The 26369-nt window shown below is 41.2% G+C and carries 28 protein-coding genes; 1 reads left to right on the forward strand and 27 read right to left on the reverse strand.

Features of this window, described 5'->3' with window-relative positions; all coding sequences use genetic code 11:
- Positions 1-90 precede the first annotated feature (90 nt).
- Positions 91-363, reverse strand: coding sequence for a sporulation transcriptional regulator SpoIIID (gene spoIIID / locus UP17_RS24065; protein WP_034315767.1), 273 nt, complete (start codon positions 361-363; stop codon positions 91-93).
- Positions 364-799: 436 nt separating this feature from the next.
- Positions 800-1777: a stage II sporulation protein SpoIIQ gene (locus UP17_RS24070; protein WP_081108956.1), complete on the reverse strand. Its 978-nt coding sequence runs from the start codon at positions 1775-1777 to the stop codon at positions 800-802.
- Between the two features lie 152 nt (positions 1778-1929).
- Between UP17_RS24070 and UP17_RS24075 the strand changes: the two genes are divergently transcribed.
- On the forward strand, positions 1930-2355 hold the full coding sequence (locus tag UP17_RS24075; RefSeq protein WP_061465665.1) for a VanZ family protein: 426 nt from the start codon (positions 1930-1932) through the stop codon (positions 2353-2355).
- Between the two features lie 20 nt (positions 2356-2375).
- Here UP17_RS24075 and spoIID read toward each other — a convergent pair whose 3' ends face one another.
- From spoIID to UP17_RS29385, 25 genes are all read right to left on the reverse strand, one after another.
- Positions 2376-3413, reverse strand: coding sequence for a stage II sporulation protein D (gene spoIID / locus UP17_RS24080; protein WP_250211729.1), 1038 nt, complete (start codon positions 3411-3413; stop codon positions 2376-2378).
- Between the two features lie 204 nt (positions 3414-3617).
- The gene (gene murA, locus UP17_RS24085) at positions 3618-4919 is read right to left on the reverse strand and encodes a UDP-N-acetylglucosamine 1-carboxyvinyltransferase (protein ID WP_061465667.1); all 1302 of its coding nucleotides are present in this window, start codon (positions 4917-4919) and stop codon (positions 3618-3620) included.
- A 32-nt stretch (positions 4920-4951) separates the two neighbouring features.
- Positions 4952-5701, reverse strand: a complete 750-nt coding sequence (locus tag UP17_RS24090; protein ID WP_061465669.1) for a YwmB family TATA-box binding protein — start codon at positions 5699-5701, stop codon at positions 4952-4954.
- Between the two features lie 157 nt (positions 5702-5858).
- Positions 5859-6101, reverse strand: a complete 243-nt coding sequence (locus UP17_RS24095) for a DUF1146 family protein (protein ID WP_061465671.1) — start codon at positions 6099-6101, stop codon at positions 5859-5861.
- A gap of 149 nt (positions 6102-6250) precedes the next feature.
- A complete protein-coding gene (nuoN, locus tag UP17_RS24100) occupies positions 6251-7777 on the reverse strand; it encodes an NADH-quinone oxidoreductase subunit NuoN (RefSeq protein ID WP_061465673.1) in 1527 nt (508 codons plus the stop codon).
- A gap of 3 nt (positions 7778-7780) precedes the next feature.
- Positions 7781-9304, reverse strand: a complete 1524-nt coding sequence (locus UP17_RS24105) for a complex I subunit 4 family protein (protein ID WP_061465675.1) — start codon at positions 9302-9304, stop codon at positions 7781-7783.
- Positions 9301-11172, reverse strand: a complete 1872-nt coding sequence (nuoL, locus tag UP17_RS24110; RefSeq protein WP_061465677.1) for an NADH-quinone oxidoreductase subunit L — start codon at positions 11170-11172, stop codon at positions 9301-9303. Before nuoL ends, UP17_RS24105 begins: the two co-directional genes overlap by 4 nt.
- Before the next feature lie 34 nt (positions 11173-11206).
- Positions 11207-11521 carry an NADH-quinone oxidoreductase subunit NuoK gene (gene nuoK / locus UP17_RS24115; protein WP_061465679.1) on the reverse strand — a complete coding sequence of 105 codons (315 nt, stop codon included), beginning with the start codon at positions 11519-11521 and terminating at the stop codon, positions 11207-11209.
- Positions 11518-12036: an NADH-quinone oxidoreductase subunit J gene (locus tag UP17_RS24120; RefSeq protein WP_061465681.1), complete on the reverse strand. Its 519-nt coding sequence runs from the start codon at positions 12034-12036 to the stop codon at positions 11518-11520. The genes nuoK and UP17_RS24120 overlap by 4 nt, the downstream gene beginning before the upstream one ends.
- Positions 12033-12452, reverse strand: coding sequence for an NADH-quinone oxidoreductase subunit NuoI (gene nuoI / locus UP17_RS24125; protein ID WP_061465683.1), 420 nt, complete (start codon positions 12450-12452; stop codon positions 12033-12035). Before nuoI ends, UP17_RS24120 begins: the two co-directional genes overlap by 4 nt.
- Positions 12453-12485: 33 nt before the next feature.
- Positions 12486-13493: an NADH-quinone oxidoreductase subunit NuoH gene (gene nuoH, locus UP17_RS24130; protein WP_061465685.1), complete on the reverse strand. Its 1008-nt coding sequence runs from the start codon at positions 13491-13493 to the stop codon at positions 12486-12488.
- The gene (locus UP17_RS24135) at positions 13494-14591 is read right to left on the reverse strand and encodes an NADH-quinone oxidoreductase subunit D (RefSeq protein WP_061465687.1); all 1098 of its coding nucleotides are present in this window, start codon (positions 14589-14591) and stop codon (positions 13494-13496) included.
- Between the two features lie 5 nt (positions 14592-14596).
- Entirely contained in the window at positions 14597-15646 is a 1050-nt protein-coding gene (locus tag UP17_RS24140) for an NADH-quinone oxidoreductase subunit C (protein WP_061465688.1), read from the reverse strand.
- Positions 15647-16123, reverse strand: a complete 477-nt coding sequence (locus UP17_RS24145) for a NuoB/complex I 20 kDa subunit family protein (protein ID WP_176431826.1) — start codon at positions 16121-16123, stop codon at positions 15647-15649. It abuts the gene before it with no gap.
- A 26-nt stretch (positions 16124-16149) separates the two neighbouring features.
- Positions 16150-16524, reverse strand: coding sequence for an NADH-quinone oxidoreductase subunit A (locus UP17_RS24150; protein WP_061465692.1), 375 nt, complete (start codon positions 16522-16524; stop codon positions 16150-16152).
- Between the two features lie 370 nt (positions 16525-16894).
- Positions 16895-17296 (reverse strand): F0F1 ATP synthase subunit epsilon, encoded by a 402-nt coding sequence (locus UP17_RS24155; RefSeq protein WP_061465694.1) that lies wholly within the window; start codon positions 17294-17296, stop codon positions 16895-16897.
- Between the two features lie 25 nt (positions 17297-17321).
- Positions 17322-18719: a F0F1 ATP synthase subunit beta gene (atpD, locus tag UP17_RS24160; RefSeq protein WP_061465696.1), complete on the reverse strand. Its 1398-nt coding sequence runs from the start codon at positions 18717-18719 to the stop codon at positions 17322-17324.
- 88 nt (positions 18720-18807) lie between these two features.
- Positions 18808-19668 (reverse strand): F0F1 ATP synthase subunit gamma, encoded by an 861-nt coding sequence (locus UP17_RS24165; protein WP_061465697.1) that lies wholly within the window; start codon positions 19666-19668, stop codon positions 18808-18810.
- 37 nt (positions 19669-19705) lie between these two features.
- On the reverse strand, positions 19706-21214 hold the full coding sequence (gene atpA / locus UP17_RS24170) for a F0F1 ATP synthase subunit alpha (protein ID WP_061465699.1): 1509 nt from the start codon (positions 21212-21214) through the stop codon (positions 19706-19708).
- Positions 21215-21238: 24 nt separating this feature from the next.
- Positions 21239-21775, reverse strand: coding sequence for a F0F1 ATP synthase subunit delta (locus UP17_RS24175; RefSeq protein WP_061465701.1), 537 nt, complete (start codon positions 21773-21775; stop codon positions 21239-21241).
- Positions 21772-22290 (reverse strand): F0F1 ATP synthase subunit B, encoded by a 519-nt coding sequence (gene atpF / locus UP17_RS24180; RefSeq protein ID WP_061465704.1) that lies wholly within the window; start codon positions 22288-22290, stop codon positions 21772-21774. Before atpF ends, UP17_RS24175 begins: the two co-directional genes overlap by 4 nt.
- Before the next feature lie 150 nt (positions 22291-22440).
- Positions 22441-22665 (reverse strand): F0F1 ATP synthase subunit C, encoded by a 225-nt coding sequence (gene atpE, locus UP17_RS24185; protein WP_061141280.1) that lies wholly within the window; start codon positions 22663-22665, stop codon positions 22441-22443.
- Positions 22666-22737: 72 nt separating this feature from the next.
- Positions 22738-23454 carry a F0F1 ATP synthase subunit A gene (gene atpB, locus UP17_RS24190; RefSeq protein ID WP_061465706.1) on the reverse strand — a complete coding sequence of 239 codons (717 nt, stop codon included), beginning with the start codon at positions 23452-23454 and terminating at the stop codon, positions 22738-22740.
- 19 nt (positions 23455-23473) lie between these two features.
- Entirely contained in the window at positions 23474-23845 is a 372-nt protein-coding gene (locus UP17_RS24195) for an ATP synthase subunit I (protein WP_061465708.1), read from the reverse strand.
- A 285-nt stretch (positions 23846-24130) separates the two neighbouring features.
- On the reverse strand, positions 24131-26359 hold the full coding sequence (locus tag UP17_RS29385; RefSeq protein WP_061465709.1) for a S8 family serine peptidase: 2229 nt from the start codon (positions 26357-26359) through the stop codon (positions 24131-24133).
- Positions 26360-26369 lie beyond the last annotated feature (10 nt).

Consider the following 26369-nt stretch of genomic DNA (forward strand, 5'->3'; position numbering starts at 1 on the left):
TTAAGAAAAAAGCTGACACAATTCCATGTCTCTTTATTCATCCCCTGATTGCTGGATTCGCTTCCAAATGCCGGAATGATATCACAAAGATTATTTGACGATTTCTTCTTCTCTTTCCGATCGTTTATATTTTAACTTTGTCGCTTCTCCACCTCGAAGGTGACGAATGGATTTGTGATAATCCAATATATCCTTCACTTCGTTAGCCAAATCAGGATTAATTTCTGGCAGCCTCTCAGTTAAGTCTTTATGAACTGTGCTTTTAGAGACTCCGAACTCTTTTGCAATGACGCGGACTGTTTTTCTAGTTTCCACGATATACTTTCCTATCTTGATAGTTCTTTCTTTGATGTAATCGTGCACACCACTCGACCTCCCCAAATTGGATGTGAGAAGTGTGAAATGAGATTCGTATTTTTCGAATCGAATACCGCTGCCCTATAAACAATGAAAGATAGAATTATTCACCTATTAGATAATTTGTAATAAACGATTCCTCACCTCAAACACTCTCTTTGCATGGTTTATAACATCTTATTAGCTTGGTTAAGAATATATGCCTAATGGGACAGGAGGTTTGGATTTATTTCTGATTTTTAACTGTTTATTTTCCTTAAGAACAAATTATTTCCCGAGAAATTTGTCGCAAATTCAAATGTTTCAGCATATCGGCCAATATTTCCTCGAAAGAAAAAAAGGAAGCCGTTCAAAATGAACGGCTTCCTTTTACCAAATTTTCAGTTGTTGTCATTCGTAACGCTCAAGGTTTTTTGTTTTGATATTATTAAAAATCTTGATCTTAATTAGATTGTTTTAACGAATCTTTTAAGGAATCGCTTTCCTCAGTTGTATCTTCACCTGGGACAGAGCCTTCTTCATCTGTGCCACTCTCTAAATCAGTGCTCTCGTCAGTTTCATCAACGGCAGGCGATTCATCCGTGCCAGTTTCAGATTCTTCGATTGCAGGTGATTCTTTCTTATCCGTTTTAGGTCCTTCGACTGCAGGTGCTTCTTCTTTATCAGTCTCAGTTTCGTCAACCGCAGGTGTTTCTTCTTTTTTAGCTGAATCGTCAAGTTCGCTGCCTTCAGCTTCAGTTGCCGATTGAATGGCAGAAGCTTGTTTATCAACAAAATCAAGTGGATTTAACGCAATGTTATCTTTTCTGATTTCGAAGTGGACATGCACGCCCGCCTCTTCGTTGATTTGGCTTTTTCCAGCTGTAGCAATTGCTTGCCCTTGTTTCACTTTGTCACCGACTGCAACTTTAATGTCTTTAACAGATTGATAACGAGTAACTACACCATCTTCATGCTGTACTTCAACTAAATTTCCAAGTAACGCATCGTCTTGGACTTTCGATACATTTCCACTTAGTGAAGCTTTTACATCGAAAGATTTTCCATCTTTCATTGCAATGTCTATACCTTTGTTTTGCTCATATCTATTGTTGTAGAATACCAACGCTTCTTCTTGTGCCTTTTCATCCGCATTCACATCATAAAACTGTTTCTTAATAACCGTTTTGTCTGCATCGGCTACAGGCATCTTGATTGTCTCAAGATTACTATTAACCTCGACAGAAGGCTGACCATAGTTTTTTCCTGTTTCAGCTGATTCCTCTTTGCCATCCTTAGCTGAATCATTAAAACTATTTTGTAATAAGAAGGCCGCGGCTAAGATTATGGCTGCACTTGCGATATAGATTGCTGATAATGCCCAACGTTGTTTTAGTATACGTCGGATTGTGGAAGTTGGTTTCTTTTCTTCCTCTCTCATATTAATCACCTCAGCAATCATTCTGAACATTTTGGTAAGATTATATACATTCAGATAAAAAAATTTTTAGATTTATTTTGTGGAAATGAAACCGATTTTATTCGTAGAATGGTAAAATGTTTGGTATCTAACTATTGAAGGGTGTTTAATTCATGAAAAAAGCCTTTAAAATCGTGTTAACGTTATTGCCTTTTCTATATATGATTGCCATTTGGATAATGTCGAGCAACCCCGATGATATGATTCTTGATCTTCCATCATCCTCAATTGACCGATTTATCAAAGAGGCACTTCATCTAGTCGAATTTGCCCTTTTGTATATATTATTGGTTTCTGCTCTTGCTGCAAACCAAAAACTGAAACCTGGATTAAGCTTGTTGGCGGCCATAGCAGCATGCTTTTACGGAGTTATAGATGAATATCACCAATCATTCATCCCATACCGCTCCGCTACCTTAATAGATGTCATTAAAGATATCATTGGAGTAGCTGCTGTGTATTTTCATGTCCAATATCATTATTTCAAGCATGAACGAGGCTTTTTGACCATTATAGAAAAAATAAGCACAAAAAAATGAGAGATGGGATTCCCCATCTCTCATTTTTTTGCCGTCATCGTATTCAGCCACTTACTTGAAGACTGAACTTTAACTCCTTTATAATAATATTTTACGATGTCTTCATAGGTTTTCCCTTCCCTTGCCATTCCATTAGCACCGTATTGGCTCATTCCAACTCCGTGCCCAGATCCTTTTGTCGTGATGACAATCTGGTTGCCTTGACGCTCCCAGTTAAAATCGGATGATGTCAGACCCAGCTTTTCACGGATTTGTTTTCCTGTCATTTTCTTTCCTCCGATTTTCACCACACCTACGCGATTGCCTGATGTTCTTTCAATGACAGTTCCTATTGTTGTTCCCGATGATAGACTTACACCCAGTTTGCTTTCAAAATCTGCAGTGTTCACAACAACTTTATTATAAAACTTTGGTGATTCCTGTTTATCCCAAGGACTGGATACGCTTTTTAAATAGGGGAAATCCGCTTGCCAATAGTCCTCGGAATTCTCAGTGTAGCCATTGCTGGTCGAAAAAAAAGTCGCAGTAATCGGTTTTCCTTCATAGGTTAGAATTTGACCCGCTGTTTCCTTTATTGCTTTGTTAATTTTCTTCATCTTCCATTTATAATCAGAGCCCCACTGTTTTTTCAGCTCATCATTATTCTTATAAACTTGGTGCATGACCGTATCGCTTACATCGGCACCATCAGGCAAGCCTAATCGACTTTCGCTTAGGAGCTGATTGACAATGTAGGTTCTCGCTGTCAATGCTTGTGCCTTAAGTGCTTCTTCCTCGAAATCCGCTGGCATTTCAGCCGCTACTACACCAGCTAAATATGTTTCAATCGGCAGTTTTTCAATCTTTCTTGCAGATGTACGGTAAACAGCAACTTCAACGGAACTCATTTCATTTGCACTTACCTCTTTACCTTCATTCTTCACTTTTTTTTCTAATTGTTCGGCTAACTCTCCACTTGTCTTATCATTTGAAAATGGAAGCACAAGCACTGCTGGAATCATGATAATTACGAATGCTACTGCTATGAATAGTACAATCATCGGTTTGATTGCTTTCAAATTCCTGAGCCTCCCTACACTTGTTTTCTCTGCCGTAAATCACTATCCGGCAGGTATCTTTACATAACAAATGTATGTCGAAGGACAAGCTTTTATGAATAGAAAAACGACAACCATTTAGCTGGAGGCCATGAATGCCTGATACAAGACAAAAAAACCATTCACGTTTCAATGACTCGAACGTGAATGGTTTTATAAGCTATCTTATGCGTTTAAATCGGCAATTTTTTTTGTTTCTGCAGGTACATCTTCGTTAATACGTTCCACATCGGCACCTAGAGAAGCCAATTTACCATGGAAATTCACGTATCCTCTGTCAAGATGCTTTAATTCTGTAACACGAGTAATGCCATCTGCAACCAATCCAGTCAGGATGAGCGCTGCCGCGGCACGTAAATCTGTTGCAGCTACTTCAGCACCTTGTATGTTAGTTGGTCCATTAACGATAACAGAACGACCTTCAATTTTAATATTGGCATTCATGCGACGGAATTCCTCAACATGCATAAAACGGTTTTCGAAAACGGTCTCCGTAATCATACTTGTTCCTTCAGCACGCAATAATAATGCCATCATTTGCGATTGCATATCAGTCGGGAAACCAGGATGCGGCATTGTTTTGATATCAATGGCCTTCAAGGTTTTTGGACCGATAACGCGTAATCCATCTTCTTCTTCAAGAATTTCAACACCCATTTCTGCCATTTTAGCAATAAGGGAAGTAAGGTGTTCAGGTACAGCGCCTTGAACAAGAACATTGCCGCCAGTAAGAGCAGCAGCCGTCATAAATGTACCGGCTTCGATACGGTCAGGTATAATCGCATGTTCAGTGCCATATAATTTATCGACACCCTCGATTCTCATCGTACCAGTACCAGCACCTCTGACTTTGGCACCCATTTTATTAAGGAAATTCGCAAGATCTACAATTTCAGGCTCTTTGGCCACATTTTCAAGAACAGTTATACCTTCTGCAAGTGTTGCTGCCATCATGATGTTTTCAGTGGCACCCACACTTGGGAAGTCAAGATACACTCTTGCACCCTTAAGTCTGCCTTCTACCTCGGCATCAATGAAACCATTGCCGACCTTCACTTTTGCTCCCATCGCTTCAAAGCCCTTTAAATGCTGGTCGATAGGACGTGATCCGATGGCACAGCCACCAGGAAGAGCAACGCGGGCCCGGCCATTCCTTGCTAGTAATGAGCCCATCACTAAAACGGAAGCTCTCATTTTTCGTACATATTCAAATGGTGCTTCTTCTAATAACTCTCTTGATGCATCTACAGTTACTTGATTGTCATGAAAGGCAACATCTGCATTTAAGTTGCGCAATACTTCATTGATTGTATATACATCGGAGAGCGTAGGAACATCTTTAATGATACTTTTCCCATCACTTGCTAATAATGTTGCAGCGATAACTGGCAAAACGGCGTTTTTAGCACCTTCTACTTTAACTGTCCCGCTAAGCCTTTTTCCGCCGCGGACGATGATTTTTTCCAAAAGTATTCCCCTCCGCGTCCATTTTCTCTATATTAATATTCAAACGTTATGATTGGTGTGCCAACTACAAAGTTCGTTCGGTCACCCAATCCTTCTGTCCGTAGCCCAAACTGCAAATTTAATTTTTCTTTTGTCAAAGGTTGTTTAAACAATGTTGAATGTGCAGATATAGATGTAAAGTTTGTTTCATGCACACTCTCAATTTCCCTTGCTTGGAACATATCTAACAGGTCTTCAGTTTTAGAGTTTAAAACCGAATCCATATTATCATTGATAGACCCTTTAATACAAGAAAAAATTGAAGGAGTCCCTATAAATAGTTCATTCACCCTGTTCTGGAACGTAGTTGTAAAAAATGCCGAATTAGCTTTTTCCCACTCTTTTCCCTTCACTTCGTAAATGACATAGGTAACTTTATCAAATTTCTCTTCCGTTGTCATTATTTTGATGGACTCGGTTAGACCTGAATCGACATTGTAAGTTAACGCCTCAGCCTTCCAGCCGGAAGCATCATCTTTCCGGTGCCATTGAAATTGAGGGTATTTTCGTTTTAAAGCCGTAACTTCTCTTTCAAACTCTTGTTTAGTTGTAATCTCTTTATTTATTTCTCTAGCGAGTACAGACCAATCCCCTATGTTCAAATCCTTATCCTTTTGTAACAGTCCCACCAATTTAACTATATCTGGTTTACTTTCTGCCACAATCGTACTATTCCCAATTAAAATCACCATCAAACCAAGAAATACTATGTATGTTAACATTTTTTTGTTTAAATTATACATGTTAAATCCCTCCCCTTTTATCATTCTTTCCATAAGGAGAGAGATCATACTTCGAGTTTTCCGACAATTGGTGACACCTTCCACCTCAAATGGCAGGAAGCAAAAGCGAATACAAGAGTAGAATCATATTTTGCTATAAGAAGAGCCTTACAGCTTATCAGTCATCACTAAACATATACGGGAGTTGGTTTGCAAATCCCAGGTAGTCAAGGAAGAAATTACTCACAACTGAACCGATGGCAACCGTTAATAAAATATATAAAACCCTGGCCTTGATGACCGAATTGGATCTTAAGATTTTATCAAAGTGTAATGCCTGTAAAGCCCACCAGGTAACTGCAATGAAAAACAAGTGTGCAATTATTCCTGTTAAAGCCTGCTGTCCCATTGCTGAAAACATGTACATACCTCCTAAAAGACACCCGTCTTCTATTCTAACACAAAACCCCTTCGTATTTGGAATATAAAAGGAAGAATTGCAAAATTTCTTTTTAAAACTGTAAATAGAGGCTTGATCCAATGGAGCAAGCCTCTGATACAGGCATTATATCATTTACTCGAAATAAAGTCTGTAAATTCACCGAATTGATCATGAATAAAATCTAAGGCAATATTTGGCGCCACCCCGAAAAGTATGGTGCCTATTACGCAAATGATCAACACGGCGGATAGACCCGAACGAATTTTAATGACCTTCTCTGAATGAATGGGCCGGAAAAAGACTTGAACCAATATTCCGAAATAATACACATAGGACACAACAGTACCGGCAATCATGATTCCCGCAAGGACAAAATGTCCAGGTTCCGTAATGAATGTTCCAAGGAATATATTGAGTTTGCCAATGAATCCTGTCGTCCCGGGAATTCCTGCAAGCGATAGGATAAATACAGTAAATCCTATGGCAAGAAACGGTGATTTCCTCCCAAGTCCTGCAAGAATGCTAATGTCTTCTGATCCACTTTGGCTGGCGAGCAGCTGAATGACTGCAAATGCACCGATATTCATTAATACATAAGCCATTAGGTAAAACCAGACTGTATCGATCAGGAAATATCCCCCGCCCAATGTAGCCACCGCTACAAGGAGGTAACCCGCATGGGCAATGCTTGAATAAGCGAACAATCGTTTTAGATTATGCTGCCTTAACGCAACCACATTTCCAATGATGATTGTCAGACCTGCCAATGAAGCTATATAGATATTATTTTTTTCCAAAAAGTCGAGTGCTCCGAAGGTATCGCCGGAAGCTGTTAGGAACAACGAAAGAAAAATGCGCAGGATGATGACGAAACCCGCTATTTTCGAAATTACACTTAAGAAGGCTACAACTGGTGTCGGTGCCCCCTCATATATATCAGGTGCCCACATATGAAATGGGGCAGCAGCTATCTTGAAGGATAAACCGACAAATACCATGAAGAAAGCGAGGCCCATAATATATTGCAGCTGACCATCCGTCATCGCAGCCATCGTCCGGCTCATCTCGCCTAGATTGACAGAACCAGTCACTCCATATAAATAGCTCATCCCGAATAAAGTGATCGCCGTGGAAATACCTCCGTTTATCACATACTTCATGGACGCTTCGTTAGACTTCCGATCATGTTTACGCATTCCGACTAATATATAGGATGAAAGTGAAAGAAGTTCCAATCCAACGAACAGTGTTATCAAATCCCCGCTTGAGGACATGACCATCGCTCCAAGCAAAGCGGTCAGGAACAGATAATAAAATTCCCCCCGATGCTCTCGCAGCCCCTCTTGCGGTTCATAGCCTTCAGCCAGAAGGATGATTAGGCCCGCCCCGAATAATAGGAGTAGCTTAAATGCTTTTGCAAAAGAATCTAAACGAAACGTATCGGATAAGATACTGACTGTCTCAAAGGATAGTAAGCTAATCAGTGACAAACATGCCAAAATGATTCCGGTTAGCGCGAGCCATGCCAGTTTTCTCCGATTAAAGTGCTTCGGCCAGAATAAATCCAATATCGAAAGGATCATGGCCGTTCCAAGGATGATGAATTCCGGCATCATCGCTCCCCAATCATAAGAAAGCATCGTGTTCCACTCCATCCTTCATCGCCCCCCTAGAGCTAGCATCATGGCTTTAATCGTTCCTTGAAGAGGCCCGCCTAACAAATTTGGGTATACCCCAACGGATATTATCAAACCGAGAAGAACCGTTGCTGGTACAAGCTCCCAGCCTCTAAGGTCCCGTTTCTCTTTCTCTACCAATCTATCATTTTTCCCGAACGTCATCAACATGACCGCCCTCAGTATATAGACAGCGGTTAATACCAGCCCGATCACACCAATTGCTGCAAGCAATGGCTGACTCTTGAACAAGCCAAGAAATACCATGAATTCACTGATGAAGCCCGACATGCCAGGCAAACCGAGTGAGGCCAGCCCGCATGCTAACATGAAGCCTGAAAAAATCGGCATCGACTTGGCCAATCCCCCAAGCTTAGGAAGCATGGTGGTTCCCGTCCGCTCATACAACACAGCCACCAAGAAAAATAACAAAGCAGCAATAAGACCATGTGAGATGACTTGAAAAATTGCTCCCTGAATGCCCGCTTCATTCAAGGCTCCCAGCCCCATCATGACGATTCCCATATGTGAGATTGACGAGTATGCTAAAACAAGTTTAAAATCCGTTTGTACCAATGCTAAAAATGCACCATATAAAAAACTGAGGACCCCAAATAGGACAACGGTAAAGGCCAAGCTTTTATATTGTTCAGGAAATATCCCCATTCCAAACCGGATCATTCCATATGCCCCTATTTTCAATAGTACACCTGCATGAATCATCACTATGGATGGAGGTGCTTCTGCATGGACTCGCACCATCCAGCTGTGAAAGGGAAATACGGGCAGCTTTATCGCAAATGCAACGAGAAAGGCCAGACATAAACCAAACTTCATCGAACCGGATATTGGTGCAAAAAGAGAAACACCGCCCATTGTCATAATCTGTGTCAAAGCCGCAATATTGGTCGTACCTGTCCTGGCAAACAAAACCAAAATAGCCACCAATAAAACCGCCGAACCAATGCCATTATAAATCAGAAAACTATAAGACGCTTTCTCCCTCTCCAGAAAGCCCCATCTACCAATTAAAAAGAAAGCGGGAATCAGCGTCATTTCAAAAAATATGAAAAAAAGGATCAAATTTTCTGCCGTGAAGACACCAAGCATCCCAATCTCCAAGATTAAAAATAACAAATAATAACCTTTCCATCCTTGTTTTATATAAATGGAGGCGATTGCGGCCAATGAAGAAATGATTGTCGTCAGTAATATGAAGATAAGACTTAATCCATCCAGCCCCAACTCAAAGTCAACCGTGAAGAGCTTGGGATCATACATCTCCAAATTCCCAAATCTTATCCAATTCAACTTAATGTCAAATAAGGATAGGGCCACACCCGAATAATATTGGCTGCATAGAAAGAACGATAGGAAAAGGGGAGGCAGTGTTCCGAAAAATCCAAATTGTTTAATCGTCCTTTCCTCTTTTTTCGGCATAAGGGCAACCATCACTATGCCCAGCAGAGGTGAAAACACTAAAAGCGAGAGCAAATGGACATTCATCTTAGATACCCCCCAGTTACTGCAAAAATCACCAACAGTACCGCAAGTCCCAGAAAGGCTATCATTCCATATTGCTGTACCTGCCCCGTTTGCAATTTAGATCCTATTTTCCCCAATCCTTCTATTGAACTTGTAACAGTGGATACCAAGCCACCGACAATGAATCTTTCGAAATAAGATAGGAATATACTGAAGCCTTTGATTGCATGGCCTACAGTGAAATGATAAATCTCATCAATATAATACTTATTTTCCAAAATTCTATATAACTCGGAGTTATCCTTAACAAGCCAGTCCGGATGTAACCTCTTTTTAGCGTAAATCGTATAAGCAAGGAATATCCCGGCCAGCGATACAAGAACGGCCATGAACATGATCCAAACAGGTCCTTCACTATGGCTGGCGCCTAGAAGATTTTCATTTCCCTCCACAAGCCACTCTCCCAGGAAATCTCCAAACCAAGGTGTTTGGAGATATCCACTGATTACAGCAAGCAATCCCAATACGAGCATGGGAAGTAGCATGATGGAAGGTGATTCCTTGACCTGTTTTACTTGACTGCGTGAAGCTCCTGCAAAGATCATGAAAAACAGCCGGAACATATAAAACGCAGTTAAAAAGGAGGTAATAGCCGCTAGTCCAAACAAAACATAATTTCCATTCTCCCAGGCTGCCATTAGAATTTCATCTTTACTGAAAAAACCCGAGAGCAAGGGGAATCCTGATATCGCCAAAGTGCCAGTCAAGAACAGCGGCCCAGTCCAATTCAATTTACCCCATAATCCCCCCATCTTTTCCAAATCCTGTGTATGTATAGCGTGAATAACACTGCCTGCTGCCAAAAACAGCAATGCTTTAAAAAAGGCATGGGTCATTAAATGAAACACCCCCGCCACATATCCAGCAGTACCCAAAGCAAGCATCATAAAACCAAGCTGAGAGATTGTCGAATAGGCCAATACGCGCTTAACATCCTTTTGCACTATAGCAATGCTTGCGGCAAAGATGGCTGTAAATCCACCTGTTATTGCTACGACCTGCATCGCAGCAAAACTAGCCAGGAATAACGGAAACATGGTCGCCACCAGGTAAACCCCTGCAGCAACCATAGTTGCTGCGTGAATCAATGCGGAAACCGGAGTCGGTCCCTCCATTGCATCCGGAAGCCATGTGTGTAGTGGAAATTGTCCCGACTTCCCAACCGCACCGATAAAAATCAAAATAGCGATCAAAGTCAACCTTCCATTTGATATAACGTCCGATTGAACGGCTTGAAAGATCTCCCCATATTCAAAGCTGCCTGTTTCCCAGAATAGTAGAATAATACCGATTAAGAGCCCTACATCCCCAATCCTTGTCATGATGAATGCCTTCTTTGCTGCATTCTTAGCTTCCTCTTTATAAAAGTAAAACCCAATAAGCAGGAAAGACCCCACCCCGACCAATTCCCAAAAGAGATATAGTTGTAATAAATTAGGTGCCATGACAAGCCCAAGCATGGCAAAGGTGAAGAAGCCCAGATAAGCATAAAAAATGGAGAATCGCACTTCACCCTTCATATACCCCTTCGAATATATCTGAACAAGCAGGCTGACAAGGGAAACGATCACAAGCATCAAGGCATTAAGCTGATTGATTTCAAATCCCGCTGTTAGTTGCGTCCTTCCGAAGGAAAGCCAATCAATCGATATTTTATAAGTAGGTTCTTTAAACCGTTCTATCAAGGCAAGCAAAGATAAAACAAACGAAGCCAAAGTACATATAATTCCTATATGAGCCCCTCGTTCCCTCAACCGCCCACCTGATAGAAGCAGAACCAGAAACGTGACGAGTGGAAAGATCGGTATGAGCCAAGCGTTCTCCATCATCGTATCAAATCCCCTTCTTCATTTATATAAACCTTCAATGCTTCATGATATCCATTTCATCGACATTGACCGTCTTCCGGTTGCGATAAAGGGACATTAAAATAGCGAGCCCTACAGCTGCCTCGGCTGCAGCGATTGTAATCGTGAATAATGAAAACACTTGACCCGTAATGGATGGCGTTACCCCGAATTTACTGAAGGCAATTAAGTTAATATTCGCAGCGTTCAGCATCAGTTCGATTGAAATCAATACAATGACCGCATTTCTTTTCGTCAAAGCGCCATATAGCCCTATACAAAATAAAACGAGTGCCAATACAAGATAGGCCGACAAAGGAACTCCCGTCATGATTGATCTCCCTCCTCATCATCCTTTTTAGCCAATACGATGGCGCCGACTAAAGCAACAAGCAGGAGTACCGACATTACTTCAAATGGAATCACATATTTTGAAAAAAGTTCGATTCCTATTTGTTTTGTATTTTCCTCATGCAAGGCGGTAGGCTGTACGGGTATATCCAGATTATAAATCCCTAGATAAACCGCCACGGCAAATCCAGCAATCGCTGCCAGCAAGGAGAATTTCCCCCACCCCCCTTTAGCGGGTTCATCACTTTCTTGGTGTTTCGTGAGCATAATTCCAAATAACATCACGATCGTAATTGCCCCTGAATAAATAAGGATTTGGACAATGGCGACGAACTCGGCCGAAAGTACCATATAAATGCCAGCAATGCTCAAGAAAGTAAAAACGAGTGCAATTACCATGTGCACTACTTTAGTTAAGGTAATTAGCAGTACCCCGCCTAAAATGGCGACGAGTGCCAATCCAAAAAAGGCAATTAATTCACCGGACAAACTCATACTTTATTCACCTTCCGGATATTCTCATCATTTTCATCCAGCCACTCCAGATTTTTAAATAAATGTTCACGGCTATACTCCGCCAGCTCAAATTGGTTCGTCATCACGATTGCTTCTGTAGGGCAGACCTCCGTACATAAATCACACAAAATGCAAATTTCGAAATTAATGTCATACGTATCAATGATTTTACCTTTTTTCGACTGGTCCGGATGTTTTTTACCAGTTAATTGAATACAATCGGTTGGACAAATCGTCACGCATTGATTACATACAATACACTTTTCAGGATAAAATTTTTGGATTCCTCGGAATCGGTCAGGGAGCGGCAGCGGCTCATTCGGGTAGTCATAGGTCACTTTTTTCCTCGTCAAGTTCTTTAATGTATAGGTCAAACCTTTTGCTAAACCAAGCATATAAATCCCTCGCTTTCTGACCAGCTCAAGTTTTTAAAAAAGCTTAATTAATTCTTTTATAATTGCCGTCAAAAATATATTTGCTAATGCAACCGGAAGCAGCACTTTCCATCCGAATTCCATCAATTGATCTGCCCTTATACGAGGAAAAGTTACACGGATCCAGACCAACACATAGAAAACAGCACTGAACTTCAGACCGAACCAGATGGCTGCCGGAATAAAATCCAAAAACGGAATAGAATTCCATCCCCCTAAAAATAATACAGTGGTTAGTGTAGCCATTGCAAACATATACACATATTCGGATAACATAAAGAAGGCCCAGCGAAATCCAGAGTATTCAACATGATAGCCTGCAACAAGCTCGGACTCCGCTTCCGGAAGGTCAAAAGGAACCCTGTTCAGTTCGGCAACCGATGCAATAAAAAACACGATGAAAGCAAGCGGCTGAAGAAAAATGAACCAAACCTTCTCCTGGGCTGCGACTATTTCATTCAAATTTAAACTCCCTGTTAAGAGGACTATTCCCACTAGCGACATCACCAACGGAATCTCATAAGATATCATTTGAGCGGCTGCCCTCATTCCGCCAATCAAAGAATATTTATTATTGGATGCCCAACCCGCAGTGACGATGCCGATTGTCGATATGCCGGAAATAGCGATATAATAAAGCAGTCCGACACCTATATCAGCAAATTGGAAGGCATCGGTGAACGGCAAGGTTGCCAGGACCATGAAAGCCGGAGCAAAAGCAATCACTGGAGCTAATATATATAGCGGCTTATCGGCTTTTTTTGGTATAGTATCCTCCTTGATCAGAAGTTTCAAAACATCTGCAACGGTCTGCAAGAGCCCCCATTTACCACCAATTTGATTGGGGCCGACACGCAGCTGCATGAACCCCATGATTTTCCGCTCTGATAGGATTCCATATGTTACAAACCCTAATACAACGAATAACAGCAGGACTGCCAAACCAAAAAATATGCCAAAGTTCAGTAGGCTTGGAGTGGAGTGGAGCAAATCCTTGATCATTTATCCATCCACCTCCCCTAAAACGATATCGATAGCCCCTAATATCGTTATCAAGTTCGCCATATTTTCCCCTTCCAATAATTTCGGAAGAATTTGCAGATTATAAAATGAAGGTCTTCGAAATTTCAAACGATATGGCTCCTTTTTGCCTTCACTCGCGATATAACAGCCGATTTCCCCTCTTGGTGATTCAATCCGGACAAACGCTTCACCCTTAGGAACCTTTATTATTTTCGGGACCTTAGCAAGGACCGGCCCTTCTGGAAATTGCTCAACCGCCTGCTCGATGATTTTCAGTGATTCTTCGATTTCTTCCATTCTACAGTGATAGCGTGAAAAGGCATCACCCTCTTCCCGTGTAGGAACATCAAAGGTGAACCTGTCGTAAATGGAATATGGTTCATTCTTTCGCAAATCCCATTTCACACCCGTACACCTTAAGTTAGCACCGCTAAGTGAATACTGCAGCGCTTCTTCTTTCGTATAGATGCCCACCCCTTTAACTCGATTCACAAAGATTTCATTCCCTGTTACAAGCTCATGGTAACCGATAAGCTGCTCCCTCATATAAGGTACAAACTCGGCCACCTTCACAATCCAGTCGTCAGGAGCATCCCATTTCACACCTCCAACACGCATATAATTGAATGTGAGTCGTGCCCCTGACAATTCAGTCAATAAGTTAACGATCATTTCACGTTCTCGAAAAGCGTATAAGAAAGGGCTCGTCGCACCTATATCAAGCAGGTATGTACCCCACCAGACAAGGTGGCTTGCAACTCTGCCCAATTCCATCGCGATAACACGCAAATATTCTGCCCTTTCGGGGATATCCACTCCCATCATTGTTTCAACAGCATGGCAAAGTACATAATTATTTGTCATTGCGGCTAGATAATCGAGCCGGTCGGTATATGGAATTATTTGTGTATATTGCAGATTTTCCGCTAGTTTCTCCGTACCTCGATGCAAATACCCAATGACCGGGGTAGCCTCTTTTATAATTTCACCGTCAATCTTGATGACAAGCCTAAAAACACCATGTGTACTCGGATGTTGCGGCCCGACATTGAGAAGCATTTCTTCCGTCCTTAACATTGGGCTTACACCTCCACATCATAAGGCTGATAATCTTTTCTAAGGGGATACCCTTTCCAATCATCACCAAGTAAAATTCGCTTTAAATCAGGGTGTTCCTGAAAATTAATACCTAATAAATCATACGCCTCACATTCCGGCCAATTTGCTCCTGACCATAATGGAACCAATGATGGAATAATGGGAGAATCCCTATCCAGTTTCACCTTTAAGGCAACCGATTGGTTCATATTGAATGAATGTAAATGCACATAGATTTCCATATGAGATTCAAAATCCGTACCATGAAGTTCCGATAAATACGAAAAGTTAAGCTGCTCATCATTTCGCAGAAATTTTGCTATTGAGAAATATGTATCCGGATTAGCCACTAAAGTGGGTACATCTTTTGATAGTCTATTAATATAGTGGTCTATTAATGCCTCTTGTCCTACATGCCTTTCAATAGCATGAACAATTCGATCAAGTTTAGCCTGATTTGGGGAAGGTTCGTCTGGGGTGTTATCTTCCGTGCTTTCCTTTACAGTGGTCCTGGTCTTCGCAGCAGCAGCAGCTTTCGCTTTGGCAGCTGCAATAGCCTTTGCCTTGGCCGCTGCCGCCGCCTTTTGCTTCGCTATATCCGTTTCGCCCTCCGGCTTTTCCGCACTTTCAGCTTTCGCCTTTTTCCGAGCCAATGCTGCAGCCTTCGCCTTGGCTGCTGCCGCCGCCTTTTGCTTCGCTATATCCGTTTCGCCCTCCGGCTTTTCCGCACTTTCAGCTTTCGCCTTTTTCCGAGTCAATGCTGCAGCCTTTGCCTTGGCTGCTGCCGCCGCCTTTTGCTTCGCTATATCCGTTTCGCCCTCCGGCTTTTCCGCACTTTCAGCTTTCGCCTTTTTCCGAGCCAATGCTGCAGCCTTCGCCTTGGCCGCTGCCGCCGCCTTTTGCTTAGCTATATCTTTTTCGCCTTCCGGCTTTTCTGCCGCTTCCCCTTTCGCCTGTTTTCTGGCTAACGCTACAGCCTTCGCCTTGGCCGCTGCCGCTGCCTTTTGTTTCACTAAGTCTTCCTTCTCACTCATCTATATCACCCGCTTTCCGGTTTTTGCCTCGTAACGGATTTTTTCTTTTAATTTATTGATTCCATAAATAAGTGCAGCTGGGTTTGGGGGACACCCCGGTATATATACATCAACAGGTACAATTTGATCTACTCCTTTGACCACAGAGTATGAGTTCACATAGGGCCCTCCCGCAGTTGCACAGGATCCCATTGCAATGACCCATTTCGGTTCTGGCATTTGGTCGTATAATCTACTTATTATTGGAGCCATTTTTTTCGTTACCGTTCCTGAGACAATCATGACATCCGATTGTCTCGGTGATGTCCGAAAAAATGAACCAAAACGGTCCAAATCATAATGAGAGGAACCTACACCCATCATTTCAATTGCACAGCAAGCTAAACCAAAAGTCATTGGCCAGAGCGAGTTACTTCTAGCCCATCCTTTTATTTGTTCAAGTGTGGATAAAAAAATACTGTGACGCATTTCTTCCATTTCTTTAGCGGTAAGTTCATCTAACTTCAATTCCACTTTAACACCTTCTTTTTCCAAGCGTAGATTAGCCCTAGCATAAGGATAAGGACAAAAAATAGCATTTCAATCAGCGCAAACAGCCCGAGTTCATCGTAGGCAACCGCCCATGGATAGAGAAAAACCGTTTCTACGTCAAATATGACGAACATCAATCCGAATAGATAATACCTGACATTGAATTGAACCCTTGAATCATGAAAAGGCTCGATTCCACTTTCATAAGTCGTATGCTTCATATCTGTAGGTTTATAAGGTCTTAGCAGTCTACCAAGAAATAATGCGATTACAGGTAATAGAATCCCAAGACAAAGAAAAACAAATACAATTAAATAGTTATTTTGGTAAATATGCAGCTGTCCCATGTTCATCTCCCTTTATGGATAAATCATGATAAATGTGCATTAAAAATTTGCTTGTCTTCTTTTTTGTTGGATACCATTTTTAAATATTATGCAGGGCAACATTCTTTTAGAAGCAAAGTGACAAGGAGGGGTATGAAGCAATTGATGTAAGCGTATACATTATATCATCAAGACAATCTAATGTCGACGATCGTAAGGATTAATATGGTAAAAAAACTATATTCTAAAATTCGATTTTTATGTCGAATGATCAACAGTTTTTTCCTAATTACGACGTTCAATGACAAAAATCCTCAAAACCATTTGGGTAAATAAAAAAACACCTGATTTTACCACGAATGGTTCAATCAGATGTTTTCATCATTTAAAGTTATCGCATTTCTGCAATTTGGATCCGGTTGATGGCACGTTTAAGCGCTAAATCAGCTCTTTTGGCATCATTTGATCCATCATTGTTCTGCAATCTTTGTTCAGCACGAGCTTTTGCTTCTTGAGCACGTGCAAGATCGATAGTTTCAGCTCTTTCAGCAGATTGAGCTAAAATGGTTACCACATCAGGGCGAACTTCTAAGAAGCCACCATTTACAGCTACATAGTCTGTGTTGCTTCCATTTTTAAGACGGACAGCACCAATGGTAAGTGGGGCTACAGTTGGAATGTGTCCAGCCATAATTCCCAGCTCACCGCTTTTAGCTTTAGTGCTTACCATTTCAACTTCTGCATCATATACTGGGCCATCGGGAGTAACAACATTGACTTTAATGGTCTTCATTTCATTCCCTCCTAGGTCCCTTTAATTAAGCCATTTCTTTTGCTTTAGCAATAACTTCTTCGATGCGGCCAACTAGACGGAAAGCATCTTCAGGAAGTTCGTCATATTTTCCAGCTAGGATATCTTTGAATCCTTGGACTGTTTCTTTAACTGGTACATAAGATCCTTTTTGACCAGTGAATTGTTCAGCCACGTGGAAGTTTTGTGACAAGAAGTTTTGAATTCTACGAGCACGGGCAACGATTACTTTTTCGTCTTCGCTTAATTCGTCCATACCCAAGATGGCAATGATATCTTGTAATTCTTTATACTTCTGTAAAGTCGATTGCACTTGACGAGCCACTTTATAGTGCTCAGCTCCAACGATTTCTGGGCTAAGAGCACGAGAAGATGACGCCAATGGATCAACTGCAGGGTAAATACCCATCTCAGAAAGTTTACGCTCAAGGTTTGTTGTTGCATCTAAGTGAGCGAAAGTTGTAGCTGGAGCCGGATCCGTATAGTCATCGGCAGGTACATAGATCGCTTGAATGGATGTAACTGAACCTTTATTAGTTGAAGTGATACGTTCTTGTAATTGACCCATTTCTGTAGCAAGCGTTGGTTGGTAACCTACCGCTGAAGGCATACGGCCTAGTAGGGCAGAAACCTCAGAACCTGCTTGTGTGAAACGGAAAATGTTATCGATGAAGAAAAGAACGTCTTGTCCTTGTTCATCACGGAAATATTCAGCCATTGTCAAACCGCTTAGAGCTACACGCATACGTGCGCCTGGTGGCTCGTTCATTTGTCCGAATACCATCGCTGTTTTCTTAATAACACCAGAATCAGTCATCTCGTAGAATAGGTCATTACCTTCACGAGTACGCTCACCTACACCAGCGAATACCGAGATACCGCCGTGCTCTTGTGCGATGTTATTAATAAGTTCTTGGATAAGTACAGTTTTACCAACACCGGCACCACCGAAAAGACCGATTTTACCACCTTTGATGTAAGGTGCAAGTAAATCTACTACTTTAATACCCGTTTCAAGAATTTCAACGGATGTTGATAATTCTTCGAATGTTGGTGCTTGTCTATGAATTGGATCACGACGCACCTCTGCTGTAAGTGGTTCAAATAAGTCAATGTTTTCCCCTAATACGTTGAAAACACGACCTAGAGTAACTTCACCTACAGGAACGGAAATTGGAGCTCCTGTATCAACAGTCTCTGCACCACGGGTTAAACCATCAGTGGAAGACATTGCTACAGTACGAACTGTATTATCACCTAGTTGAAGGGCTACTTCAAGAGTTAGTCCTGTACCAGACGCTGTATTTTCGATTCTTAACGCGTTATAGATCTTAGGAAGTTGTCCGTCTTCGAATTTCACGTCAACAACCGGACCCATAACTTGAGTAACGCGTCCTATATTCATCGTTTTCCCTCCTAACGTTGCTTATAACGACTATCGAGTTTATGGAACGGCCAAGCTTCGTCCGGGCCGACCGTCCCCTTTAATGATTTTATTCTAAAGCTGCTGCACCGCCGACAATCTCTGTAATTTCTTGAGTAATAGCTGCCTGACGTGCACGGTTATATTGTAATGAAAGTGAATCGATCAATTCTTTTGCATTATCGGTTGCATTTTTCATTGCAGTCATACGTGCAGAGTGCTCACTTGCTTTTCCATCTAACAAAGCACCATAAATCAAACTTTCTGCGTACTGAGGTAATAATACCTCAAGAATTTCTTCTGCATTCGGTTCAAATTCATAAGAAGTCAATGTAGCATTGGAAGTATTGAAGTCAGCTAACGGAAGGACTTGCTTTTCCGTTACATCCTGCTGGATTGGACTGACATAATGGTTATAGTACATATAAAGCTCATCACACAGTTCATTCAGATATAAATTCACTGTAGATTTAGCAAGGGAGCTGATGTCAGCGAAAGACGGCTGATCAGGAATCCCAGTTACCTCAAGCTCTACGTGCATATTACGGCTGACAAAGAAATCACGGCCAACCCTTCCGATTGCGATAATGACGAACTCATCATTGGATTTATGGCGTTCAAGAATAGTTTTATGAACGTGGCGAAGGATACTACTATTGTAAGCCCCAGCCAATCCACGGTCAGATGTGATTACCAAGTAACCAGTTTTCTTAACTGGACGTGAAGTAAGCATTGGATGAGATGCATCCGTGCTTCCGTTCGCAATACTAGAAACCACTTCTTGAATTTTTTCCATATATGGAACATATGCTTTAGCATTAGCTTCTGCACGGTTCATTTTAGAAGCAGATACCATCTGCATCGCTTTTGTAATTTGACTCGTCTTTTTCGTTGAAGTAATCCGAGACTTAATATCGCGTAAAGAGGCCATTCATTCTCACCACCCTTTATAAATTAGTTAGACCTTATTATTCGGAAATAACGAAGTTCTTTTTGAATTCGTTAATTGCAGCAACGATAGCAGCGTCTTCAGGAAGACCTTTAGTTGTGCGAATGTGATCTAATAATTCTGGATGAGAACGATCTAGGAACACATAGTATTCTTCTTCAAAACGAAGGATATCCGATACAGGAATATCATCTAAATGACCTTTCGTCAATGCATAGAAAATCATGACTTGTTTTTCAACTTTGATCGGTTTGTTTAGATCTTGCTTAAGTACTTCAACTGTACGAGCACCACGGTTAAGTTTTGCTTGTGTTGCAGCATCAAGATCAGAACCGAATTGAGCGAATGCTTCCAATTCACGGTATGAAGCCAAGTCAAGACGTAATGTACCAGCAACTTTTTTCATCGCTTTAATTTGTGCAGATCCACCAACACGTGATACGGAAAGACCAGCGTTAATCGCAGGACGTACACCTGAGAAGAACAAATCGGATTGCAAGAAGATTTGTCCATCAGTGATGGAAATAACGTTTGTTGGAATGTAAGCAGAGATGTCTCCTGCTTGTGTTTCAACAAATGGAAGCGCAGTGATTGAACCGGCACCTAAAGTGTCATTCAATTTTGCTGCACGCTCAAGTAAACGGGAGTGCAAGTAGAATACATCCCCTGGGAATGCTTCACGGCCTGGAGGACGGCGAAGTAGCAAGGAAAGTTCACGGTATGCAGATGCTTGTTTAGAAAGATCATCATAAACCACAAGAACGTGCTTGCCAGCGAACATGAACTCTTCACCCATAGTCACACCAGCATATGGAGCTAGGTATAAAAGTGGTGCTGGTTGAGAAGCTGATGCAGATACAACGATTGTGTAATCCAATGCACCATTTTTACGTAGTGTTTCAACTGTTCCACGAACCGTTGATTCTTTTTGACCGATAGCAACATAGATACAGATCATATCTTGGTCAGCTTGGTTAAGGATTGTATCGATCGCAACTGATGTTTTACCAGTTTGACGGTCACCAATGATTAACTCACGTTGCCCACGACCGATTGGAACTAATGCATCGATTGCTTTAATACCTGTTTGTAAAGGTTCATGAACAGATTTACGGTCCATTACACCTGTTGCAGGGCTTTCGATTGGACGAGTTTTTGTCGTAGCGATCGGGCCAAGACCATCTAATGGTTGTCCAAGCGGATTCACGACACGTCCGATTAATTCTTCTCCAACTGGCACTTCCATGATTCTGCCAGTACGGCGAACTTCACTGCCTTCTTGAATGTCTCTGAATGGTCCAAGAATAACAACACCCACGTTATTTTGCTCAAGGTTTTGTGCTAATCCCATTGAACCATTGGAAAATTCTAAGAGCTCCCCAGACATTGCATTATCTAAACCATGAACGCGTGCGATACCATCACCAACAGTGATAACCGTACCTACATCGCTTACTTTAATTTCCGACTGATAGTTTTCAATCTGCTTTTTAATCAGCGCACTGATTTCTTCAGCTTTGATGCTCATGAATTTCACCCCTATCTGTGAATATTAACCTAATAGTTGTTTGCTAAGGCGATCTAACTTACCGCTAATCGTACCGTCATAAATGCGGTTACCGATTTGAAGTTTGATGCCGCCAATGATATTGCTATCCGTAATATTAGTAATCCGTAAATTCCGTTTGCCGATTTTTGCAGCGAAAGCTGAAGACACAGCTTTTGCTTCAGCTTCAGTTAAAGGATTAACTGTATATACAGTCGCATCCGCAACTGAATTTTCTTCATTCGCAAGTTCAATGAACTCTTGTGCCATAGCAGTCACTTCATCTGTACGATGACGCTCCACCATTAACATTAAAGTGTTTTGAACGGAAGATGATAGACCTGTAAATGCATTTGCCAACACTTCGCGTTTTGCACCGCTTGTCATTTTAGGATGAGCCAAAAAACCTAAAAGCTCTTTATCTTTTGTAAAAACTTCATTCACTATGCGAAGCTCTTCTTCAAGTTGGTTAATGAGATTTTGCTCTTTCGCAATTTGGAAAAGAGCTACAGCATAACGTCCTGCTACAGTTATATCGCTCATTTACCTTCTCCTGCCTCTTGAATATATTCGTTTATTAGTTTTTCTTGATCAGCTGATGAAAGTTCTTTCTCAATCACCTTAGATGCGATCATGACAGATAGAGAAGCTACTTGCTCACGCAAGGCGGCAACTGCTTTTTCTCTCTCTTGAACGATTTCACGTTTTGCTGATTCTTTAACACGTTCAGCCTCTGCACGCGCTTGATTGATAATATCTTCACGTTGTGCTTCGCCTTGTTGCTTAGCATTCTCTATAAGTTGTCCCGCTTCAGTACGAGATTGTTTTACGATTTCACGCTGTTCTTCTAAATACTTCAGTGCTTCTTTTCTACTAACTTCAGCTGCTTCAATTTCATTTGCAACATGCTCTTCACGTTCTTTCATGATGCCCATTAGCGGACCCCATGCAAACTTCTTAAGCAACGCTAACAAAATGATAAAGATTAAAAGCTGGTATATGATATCCCCACCATTAAAGTGGATTGCTTGACCAAGAACAAAATTGCTTGTTAACACGCTCGGTTCACTCCCTTCATGAGATTCACTATTGAAGTTCTGTATTTTCAATTGACACTATCAGTGCCATAAATGTTCACTTTAACACAGAGCAATGGCGAAGGGTCTCCTTGGATCATCTTCGCCATTATTGAACTTTTTCAAGTTATCTTATTTACCTAAAACAATAAACGCGATAACTACCGCGATGATTGGTAGTGCCTCAACTAACGCAATACCGACGAACATTGTAGTTTGAAGCATACCACGAGCTTCTGGCTGACGAGCCATTCCTTCAATTGTACGCCCAACGATAAGACCATTACCAATACCCGCACCAAGTGCACCTAATCCAACTGCGATAGCAGCAGCTATAAGACCTAAAGAACCTGTCATGATAAATTTCCTCCTTGAAATGTTGTTTTATTTTTTTCATCAATATAATGTTCGAAATGAACAATTTTATAATTAATGGTCGTCACTTACTTTATGGGAAAGATAAACCATCGTTAACATAGTAAAAATAAATGCTTGAATCGAGCCAACAAAGACACTAAATCCTTCCCAAGCCATCATTGGAATAAAAGCAGTAACTGCACCTAAAGCGCTACTTGTTCCTAAACCAGCCAGTAAGGTTAGAAGTAATTCACCTGCATAGATATTTCCGTAAAGCCGCAATCCAAGGGTTAACGTATTGGAAAGCTCTTCAATAATCTTTAACGGAAACAAGAAACCCATTGGTTGGACATAAGTTTTGGCATAATTTTTCATACCTCTCATCTTGATACCATAATAATGAGTTAATCCCATTACCATAACTGCCAAGGTTAGAGTTATTGCCGGATCAGATGTAGGTGATTTCCACCAAAGTTCATGTCCTATTACAATCGAGAACGGCAATCCTAACATATTTGAAACAAATACGTACAAAATTAATGTCATTCCCAACATTAGGAACTGACCACCAGTACGCCAATCCATATTGCTGTTTATGATGTTTTTCACAAAATCCATGACCCATTCGATAAAGTTTTGGATTCCTGTTGGCTTCATCGCAAGTTTACGAGTTGCTGTAACAGCAATTATGAAGACAATGAGACTTGCGATAGTCATCATAAGCACATTAGCCAAATTGAAATATATTCCAGTCTCCATAAATTCCCACATAGGAGCTTCATGATTCAACAGTATTCACCTCTCTTCTTTACTTCCTACGTATGTTTTGCATAAAATAATCTATCATAATGACAAAATAAACTGTCATTAATCCCACAACCACACAGACCACTTGAAACTCATATGGATATCTCAATGCAATAATTGCAGCTAAACCCGCTACAGACATTCTAGTTAAACTACCAAGGGAACGCGTTTTCTTACCTTCCGCAACCTCTTGAGAGAACTTTTTGTTTTTTTTGACCATTGACCAGAATATAAATAGGCTGAAGGCAGTACCAAGCAATAATCCTTGGAAGACTGAATCATATGGAGTGAATCCCACACCAAGTACATAAATACCCATTAAATACAACATGTATTTTAGTTGCCTATTGAACATTTTTTCCAATTCTAGCATTTTGTCATGTAATCTCCCTAGAAATATTGTAGAATCTGTGGTTAGCTAGTGAAGTTTCCCGTAACAAGTCCAATTAAAAAGTCAATAATAAACTTCTTTTTGACACGTTATTTACGTATGAAACCCCTCTCATTCTATATCCTTTGTTAGCATACAATAGGCAAGAATCATTGTCAATGAGTGGTTAGTGAAATTTGTCACAGGTTTGTAATTATTAACGAATTGTTCACAAATTATCTTTTTTATACTATTGACAAGCATTTTATTTTACTTATTGTCCCGTGTTCACTCAATAAGTAACGTCTTTTCTATCCGATCTTCCCTTCCGCCCTTCCTGGCAAAGATTATTGCTTTATACACTCCTTTAGGCGGCAAGTTCTTTTTCAACACTTCTTTTTTGATCAAACCGGAAGGTGCCGGTCTCGACCAATCCAAATATCCCACGAATTTCAAGCTATCTTCTTCATATAGGGCAACCCCGAATTCATCAGCCCCCCGGGGAAGGTACATTTCGTATCGATATGTGCCTTTCTGGTCTCCTTGGCCAAAATCAAAACCCATTACCCTTGGATAATCAGGTTCTTCTTTTACATATAAATAAGGAAGGGATATTCTTTTGGTTCCTTCCATTATAATAAGGTATCCATCAAAGACTCCTTTCCTCAGCTTGGCTGGGTTGACCTGCAGTCCCACTTTAATCGTTTTCTTTTCCTTTGGATTCAAAGTAAGGGATTTCGGCAATTCCCAAGTGAGTCCCGTCTCTTTTAATGGGACCATAAAAGAGTACTTCATCACGTTCTTTCCGGTATTTTCAATGACTATCGTTTCATGATGCTCTTCAATTCCATCTTTTTTTGTATACATCCCGAATGACAATGAACTTGGATTCAAGAGCGTGTCCGCTTTTAGAGCCTCGTCGATCTGGATGCGTCCAGCCCCCTGTTCGTATGTGTGATACAATTGTTTTCCAGATTTCCTCAATGGCTTGGAAGTACTCATCAACGCAGATTTCACTTGATCAGGAGTCCATTCCGGGTGTTTTTGCAGGATTAAAGCGCATGCTCCTGCAACATGCGGTGCGGACATACTTGTTCCATCCAGGGACATATATCCTTTAGGAATGGTGCTTTCAATTTCCACTCCTGGTGCCAATACGTCAGGCTTTATTTCCCATGATACGGTTACCGGTCCCCTAGAGCTAAAATCAGCGAGCCTATCTTGTTCATTCTTATAAACAAATTGAACGGTTTTACTGTGATCCTGCTCCATAACTTGCTTAAGTTGCAACCCATCTCTTCTATTAATAGAAGCAGCCGGTATATTCATTTCTTTTTCCAAGGTTCCAGCAAAGGTCCCGCCCGTATTATTATAAACAATTACCCCTTTTGCACCTGCCTTTTCCGCATTGGATACTTTTTGCTGAAAAGTAAGTGTGCCTCGCTCCAACAACACAATCTTATCCTGAACATGCTTCAGGTCTCTTTCATTTCCCAATCCCCCATATATGACATCCTCAGAAAATGTCAGGTTCCACTTTTTGGAGCCTTGAAACAAGGTTAAGTGAGATTGATACTTTTTCGAGCCAAGTCCGTAAACCATATATGGAACCCTTAAGGGGGGAGTCGATGCCCCAACGGAAATCGCTTTTTCTGCTGTTCCGGGTGATCCGACGGTCCAAACAGCCGGACCGGAATTCCCGTTTGATGTCACGGCAACGATCCCGCTTTCCACAACCTTATTCAAAGCAAGAGAAATAGGTAAATCAGGGCCATTGACGTTATTCCCCAGAGAGAGGTTCAATACATCCACATTATCCTTCATGGCCGACTCAATAGCAGTCAAGACTTGCTCTGTATCTCCTGCACCACCTGGTCCCAAAGCCCGATATGCATATATCTCCGCTTCTGGCGCGACTCCTTTCATTTTTCCATTGGCCGCAATGATACCTGCCACATGAGTTCCATGTAATGTATCCAGATGACCTTGATTTTTGGTTTCCATCGGGTCCTCATCACCATCAACTAGATCCTTCCCTCCTTTGTAAGCACGGTCTAAATCTGGGTGTGTATAATCAATTCCAGTATCGATGATTCCTACTTTTACCCCTTTCCCGGTGATTCGATGATTCTCCTTATCGAAGAACCCCCTCACCCTGCCTCCTCCTATGTATGGCACACTTTTATCCAACACGGCATGATACATGGATACTTCCGTTACAGTCTGAATTTCATTCTCCTTTTTGAGTTGTTCTATTTCATTCAGTTTCCCATGTAAAGAAAAACCATTCAGGGCAACCGAATAAACATTCCGCAATTGAAGGGAAGGATATTTTTCAATCAGTTTATTGATCTTTTTTTGCTGAAGTTCCCTATCCAAAGTGACAACTACCGTTACTTCCTTAGCTTCAGATATTTTTGGTAAAGGCGGCAGAGTGACGGACGCCAATCCCTTTTCATTTGAATAAATACATATAAAAACGAAAACAAACACTATGAACGTTTTCTTTCCCAACATAAGCACCCCC

The organism is Peribacillus simplex (assembly GCF_001578185.1).
Taxonomy (GTDB): domain Bacteria; phylum Bacillota; class Bacilli; order Bacillales; family DSM-1321; genus Peribacillus; species Peribacillus simplex_A.

Excerpts from the sequence above, each read along its gene's own strand:
- UP17_RS24070 (WP_081108956.1), bottom strand. The coding sequence starts at position 1,777 with ATGAGAGAGGAAGAAAAGAAACCAACTTCCACAATCCGACGTATACTA.
- UP17_RS24075 (WP_061465665.1), top strand. The coding sequence starts at position 1,930 with ATGAAAAAAGCCTTTAAAATCGTGTTAACGTTATTGCCTTTTCTATAT.
- UP17_RS24090 (WP_061465669.1), bottom strand. The coding sequence starts at position 5,701 with ATGTATAATTTAAACAAAAAAATGTTAACATACATAGTATTTCTTGGT.
- UP17_RS24095 (WP_061465671.1), bottom strand. The coding sequence starts at position 6,101 with ATGTTTTCAGCAATGGGACAGCAGGCTTTAACAGGAATAATTGCACAC.
- nuoN (WP_061465673.1), bottom strand. The coding sequence starts at position 7,777 with ATGGAGTGGAACACGATGCTTTCTTATGATTGGGGAGCGATGATGCCG.
- UP17_RS24105 (WP_061465675.1), bottom strand. The coding sequence starts at position 9,304 with ATGAATGTCCATTTGCTCTCGCTTTTAGTGTTTTCACCTCTGCTGGGC.
- nuoL (WP_061465677.1), bottom strand. The coding sequence starts at position 11,172 with ATGATGGAGAACGCTTGGCTCATACCGATCTTTCCACTCGTCACGTTT.
- nuoK (WP_061465679.1), bottom strand. The coding sequence starts at position 11,521 with ATGACGGGAGTTCCTTTGTCGGCCTATCTTGTATTGGCACTCGTTTTA.
- UP17_RS24120 (WP_061465681.1), bottom strand. The coding sequence starts at position 12,036 with ATGAGTTTGTCCGGTGAATTAATTGCCTTTTTTGGATTGGCACTCGTC.
- nuoI (WP_061465683.1), bottom strand. The coding sequence starts at position 12,452 with ATGCTTGGTTTAGCAAAAGGTTTGACCTATACATTAAAGAACTTGACG.
- nuoH (WP_061465685.1), bottom strand. The coding sequence starts at position 13,493 with ATGATCAAGGATTTGCTCCACTCCACTCCAAGCCTACTGAACTTTGGC.
- UP17_RS24135 (WP_061465687.1), bottom strand. The coding sequence starts at position 14,591 with ATGTTAAGGACGGAAGAAATGCTTCTCAATGTCGGGCCGCAACATCCG.
- UP17_RS24140 (WP_061465688.1), bottom strand. The coding sequence starts at position 15,646 with ATGAGTGAGAAGGAAGACTTAGTGAAACAAAAGGCAGCGGCAGCGGCC.
- UP17_RS24145 (WP_176431826.1), bottom strand. The coding sequence starts at position 16,123 with ATGGAAGAAATGCGTCACAGTATTTTTTTATCCACACTTGAACAAATA.
- UP17_RS24150 (WP_061465692.1), bottom strand. The coding sequence starts at position 16,524 with ATGGGACAGCTGCATATTTACCAAAATAACTATTTAATTGTATTTGTT.
- UP17_RS24155 (WP_061465694.1), bottom strand. The coding sequence starts at position 17,296 with ATGAAGACCATTAAAGTCAATGTTGTTACTCCCGATGGCCCAGTATAT.
- atpD (WP_061465696.1), bottom strand. The coding sequence starts at position 18,719 with ATGAATATAGGACGCGTTACTCAAGTTATGGGTCCGGTTGTTGACGTG.
- UP17_RS24165 (WP_061465697.1), bottom strand. The coding sequence starts at position 19,668 with ATGGCCTCTTTACGCGATATTAAGTCTCGGATTACTTCAACGAAAAAG.
- atpA (WP_061465699.1), bottom strand. The coding sequence starts at position 21,214 with ATGAGCATCAAAGCTGAAGAAATCAGTGCGCTGATTAAAAAGCAGATT.
- UP17_RS24175 (WP_061465701.1), bottom strand. The coding sequence starts at position 21,775 with ATGAGCGATATAACTGTAGCAGGACGTTATGCTGTAGCTCTTTTCCAA.
- atpE (WP_061141280.1), bottom strand. The coding sequence starts at position 22,665 with ATGACAGGTTCTTTAGGTCTTATAGCTGCTGCTATCGCAGTTGGATTA.
- UP17_RS24195 (WP_061465708.1), bottom strand. The coding sequence starts at position 23,845 with ATGCTAGAATTGGAAAAAATGTTCAATAGGCAACTAAAATACATGTTG.
- UP17_RS29385 (WP_061465709.1), bottom strand. The coding sequence starts at position 26,359 with ATGTTGGGAAAGAAAACGTTCATAGTGTTTGTTTTCGTTTTTATATGT.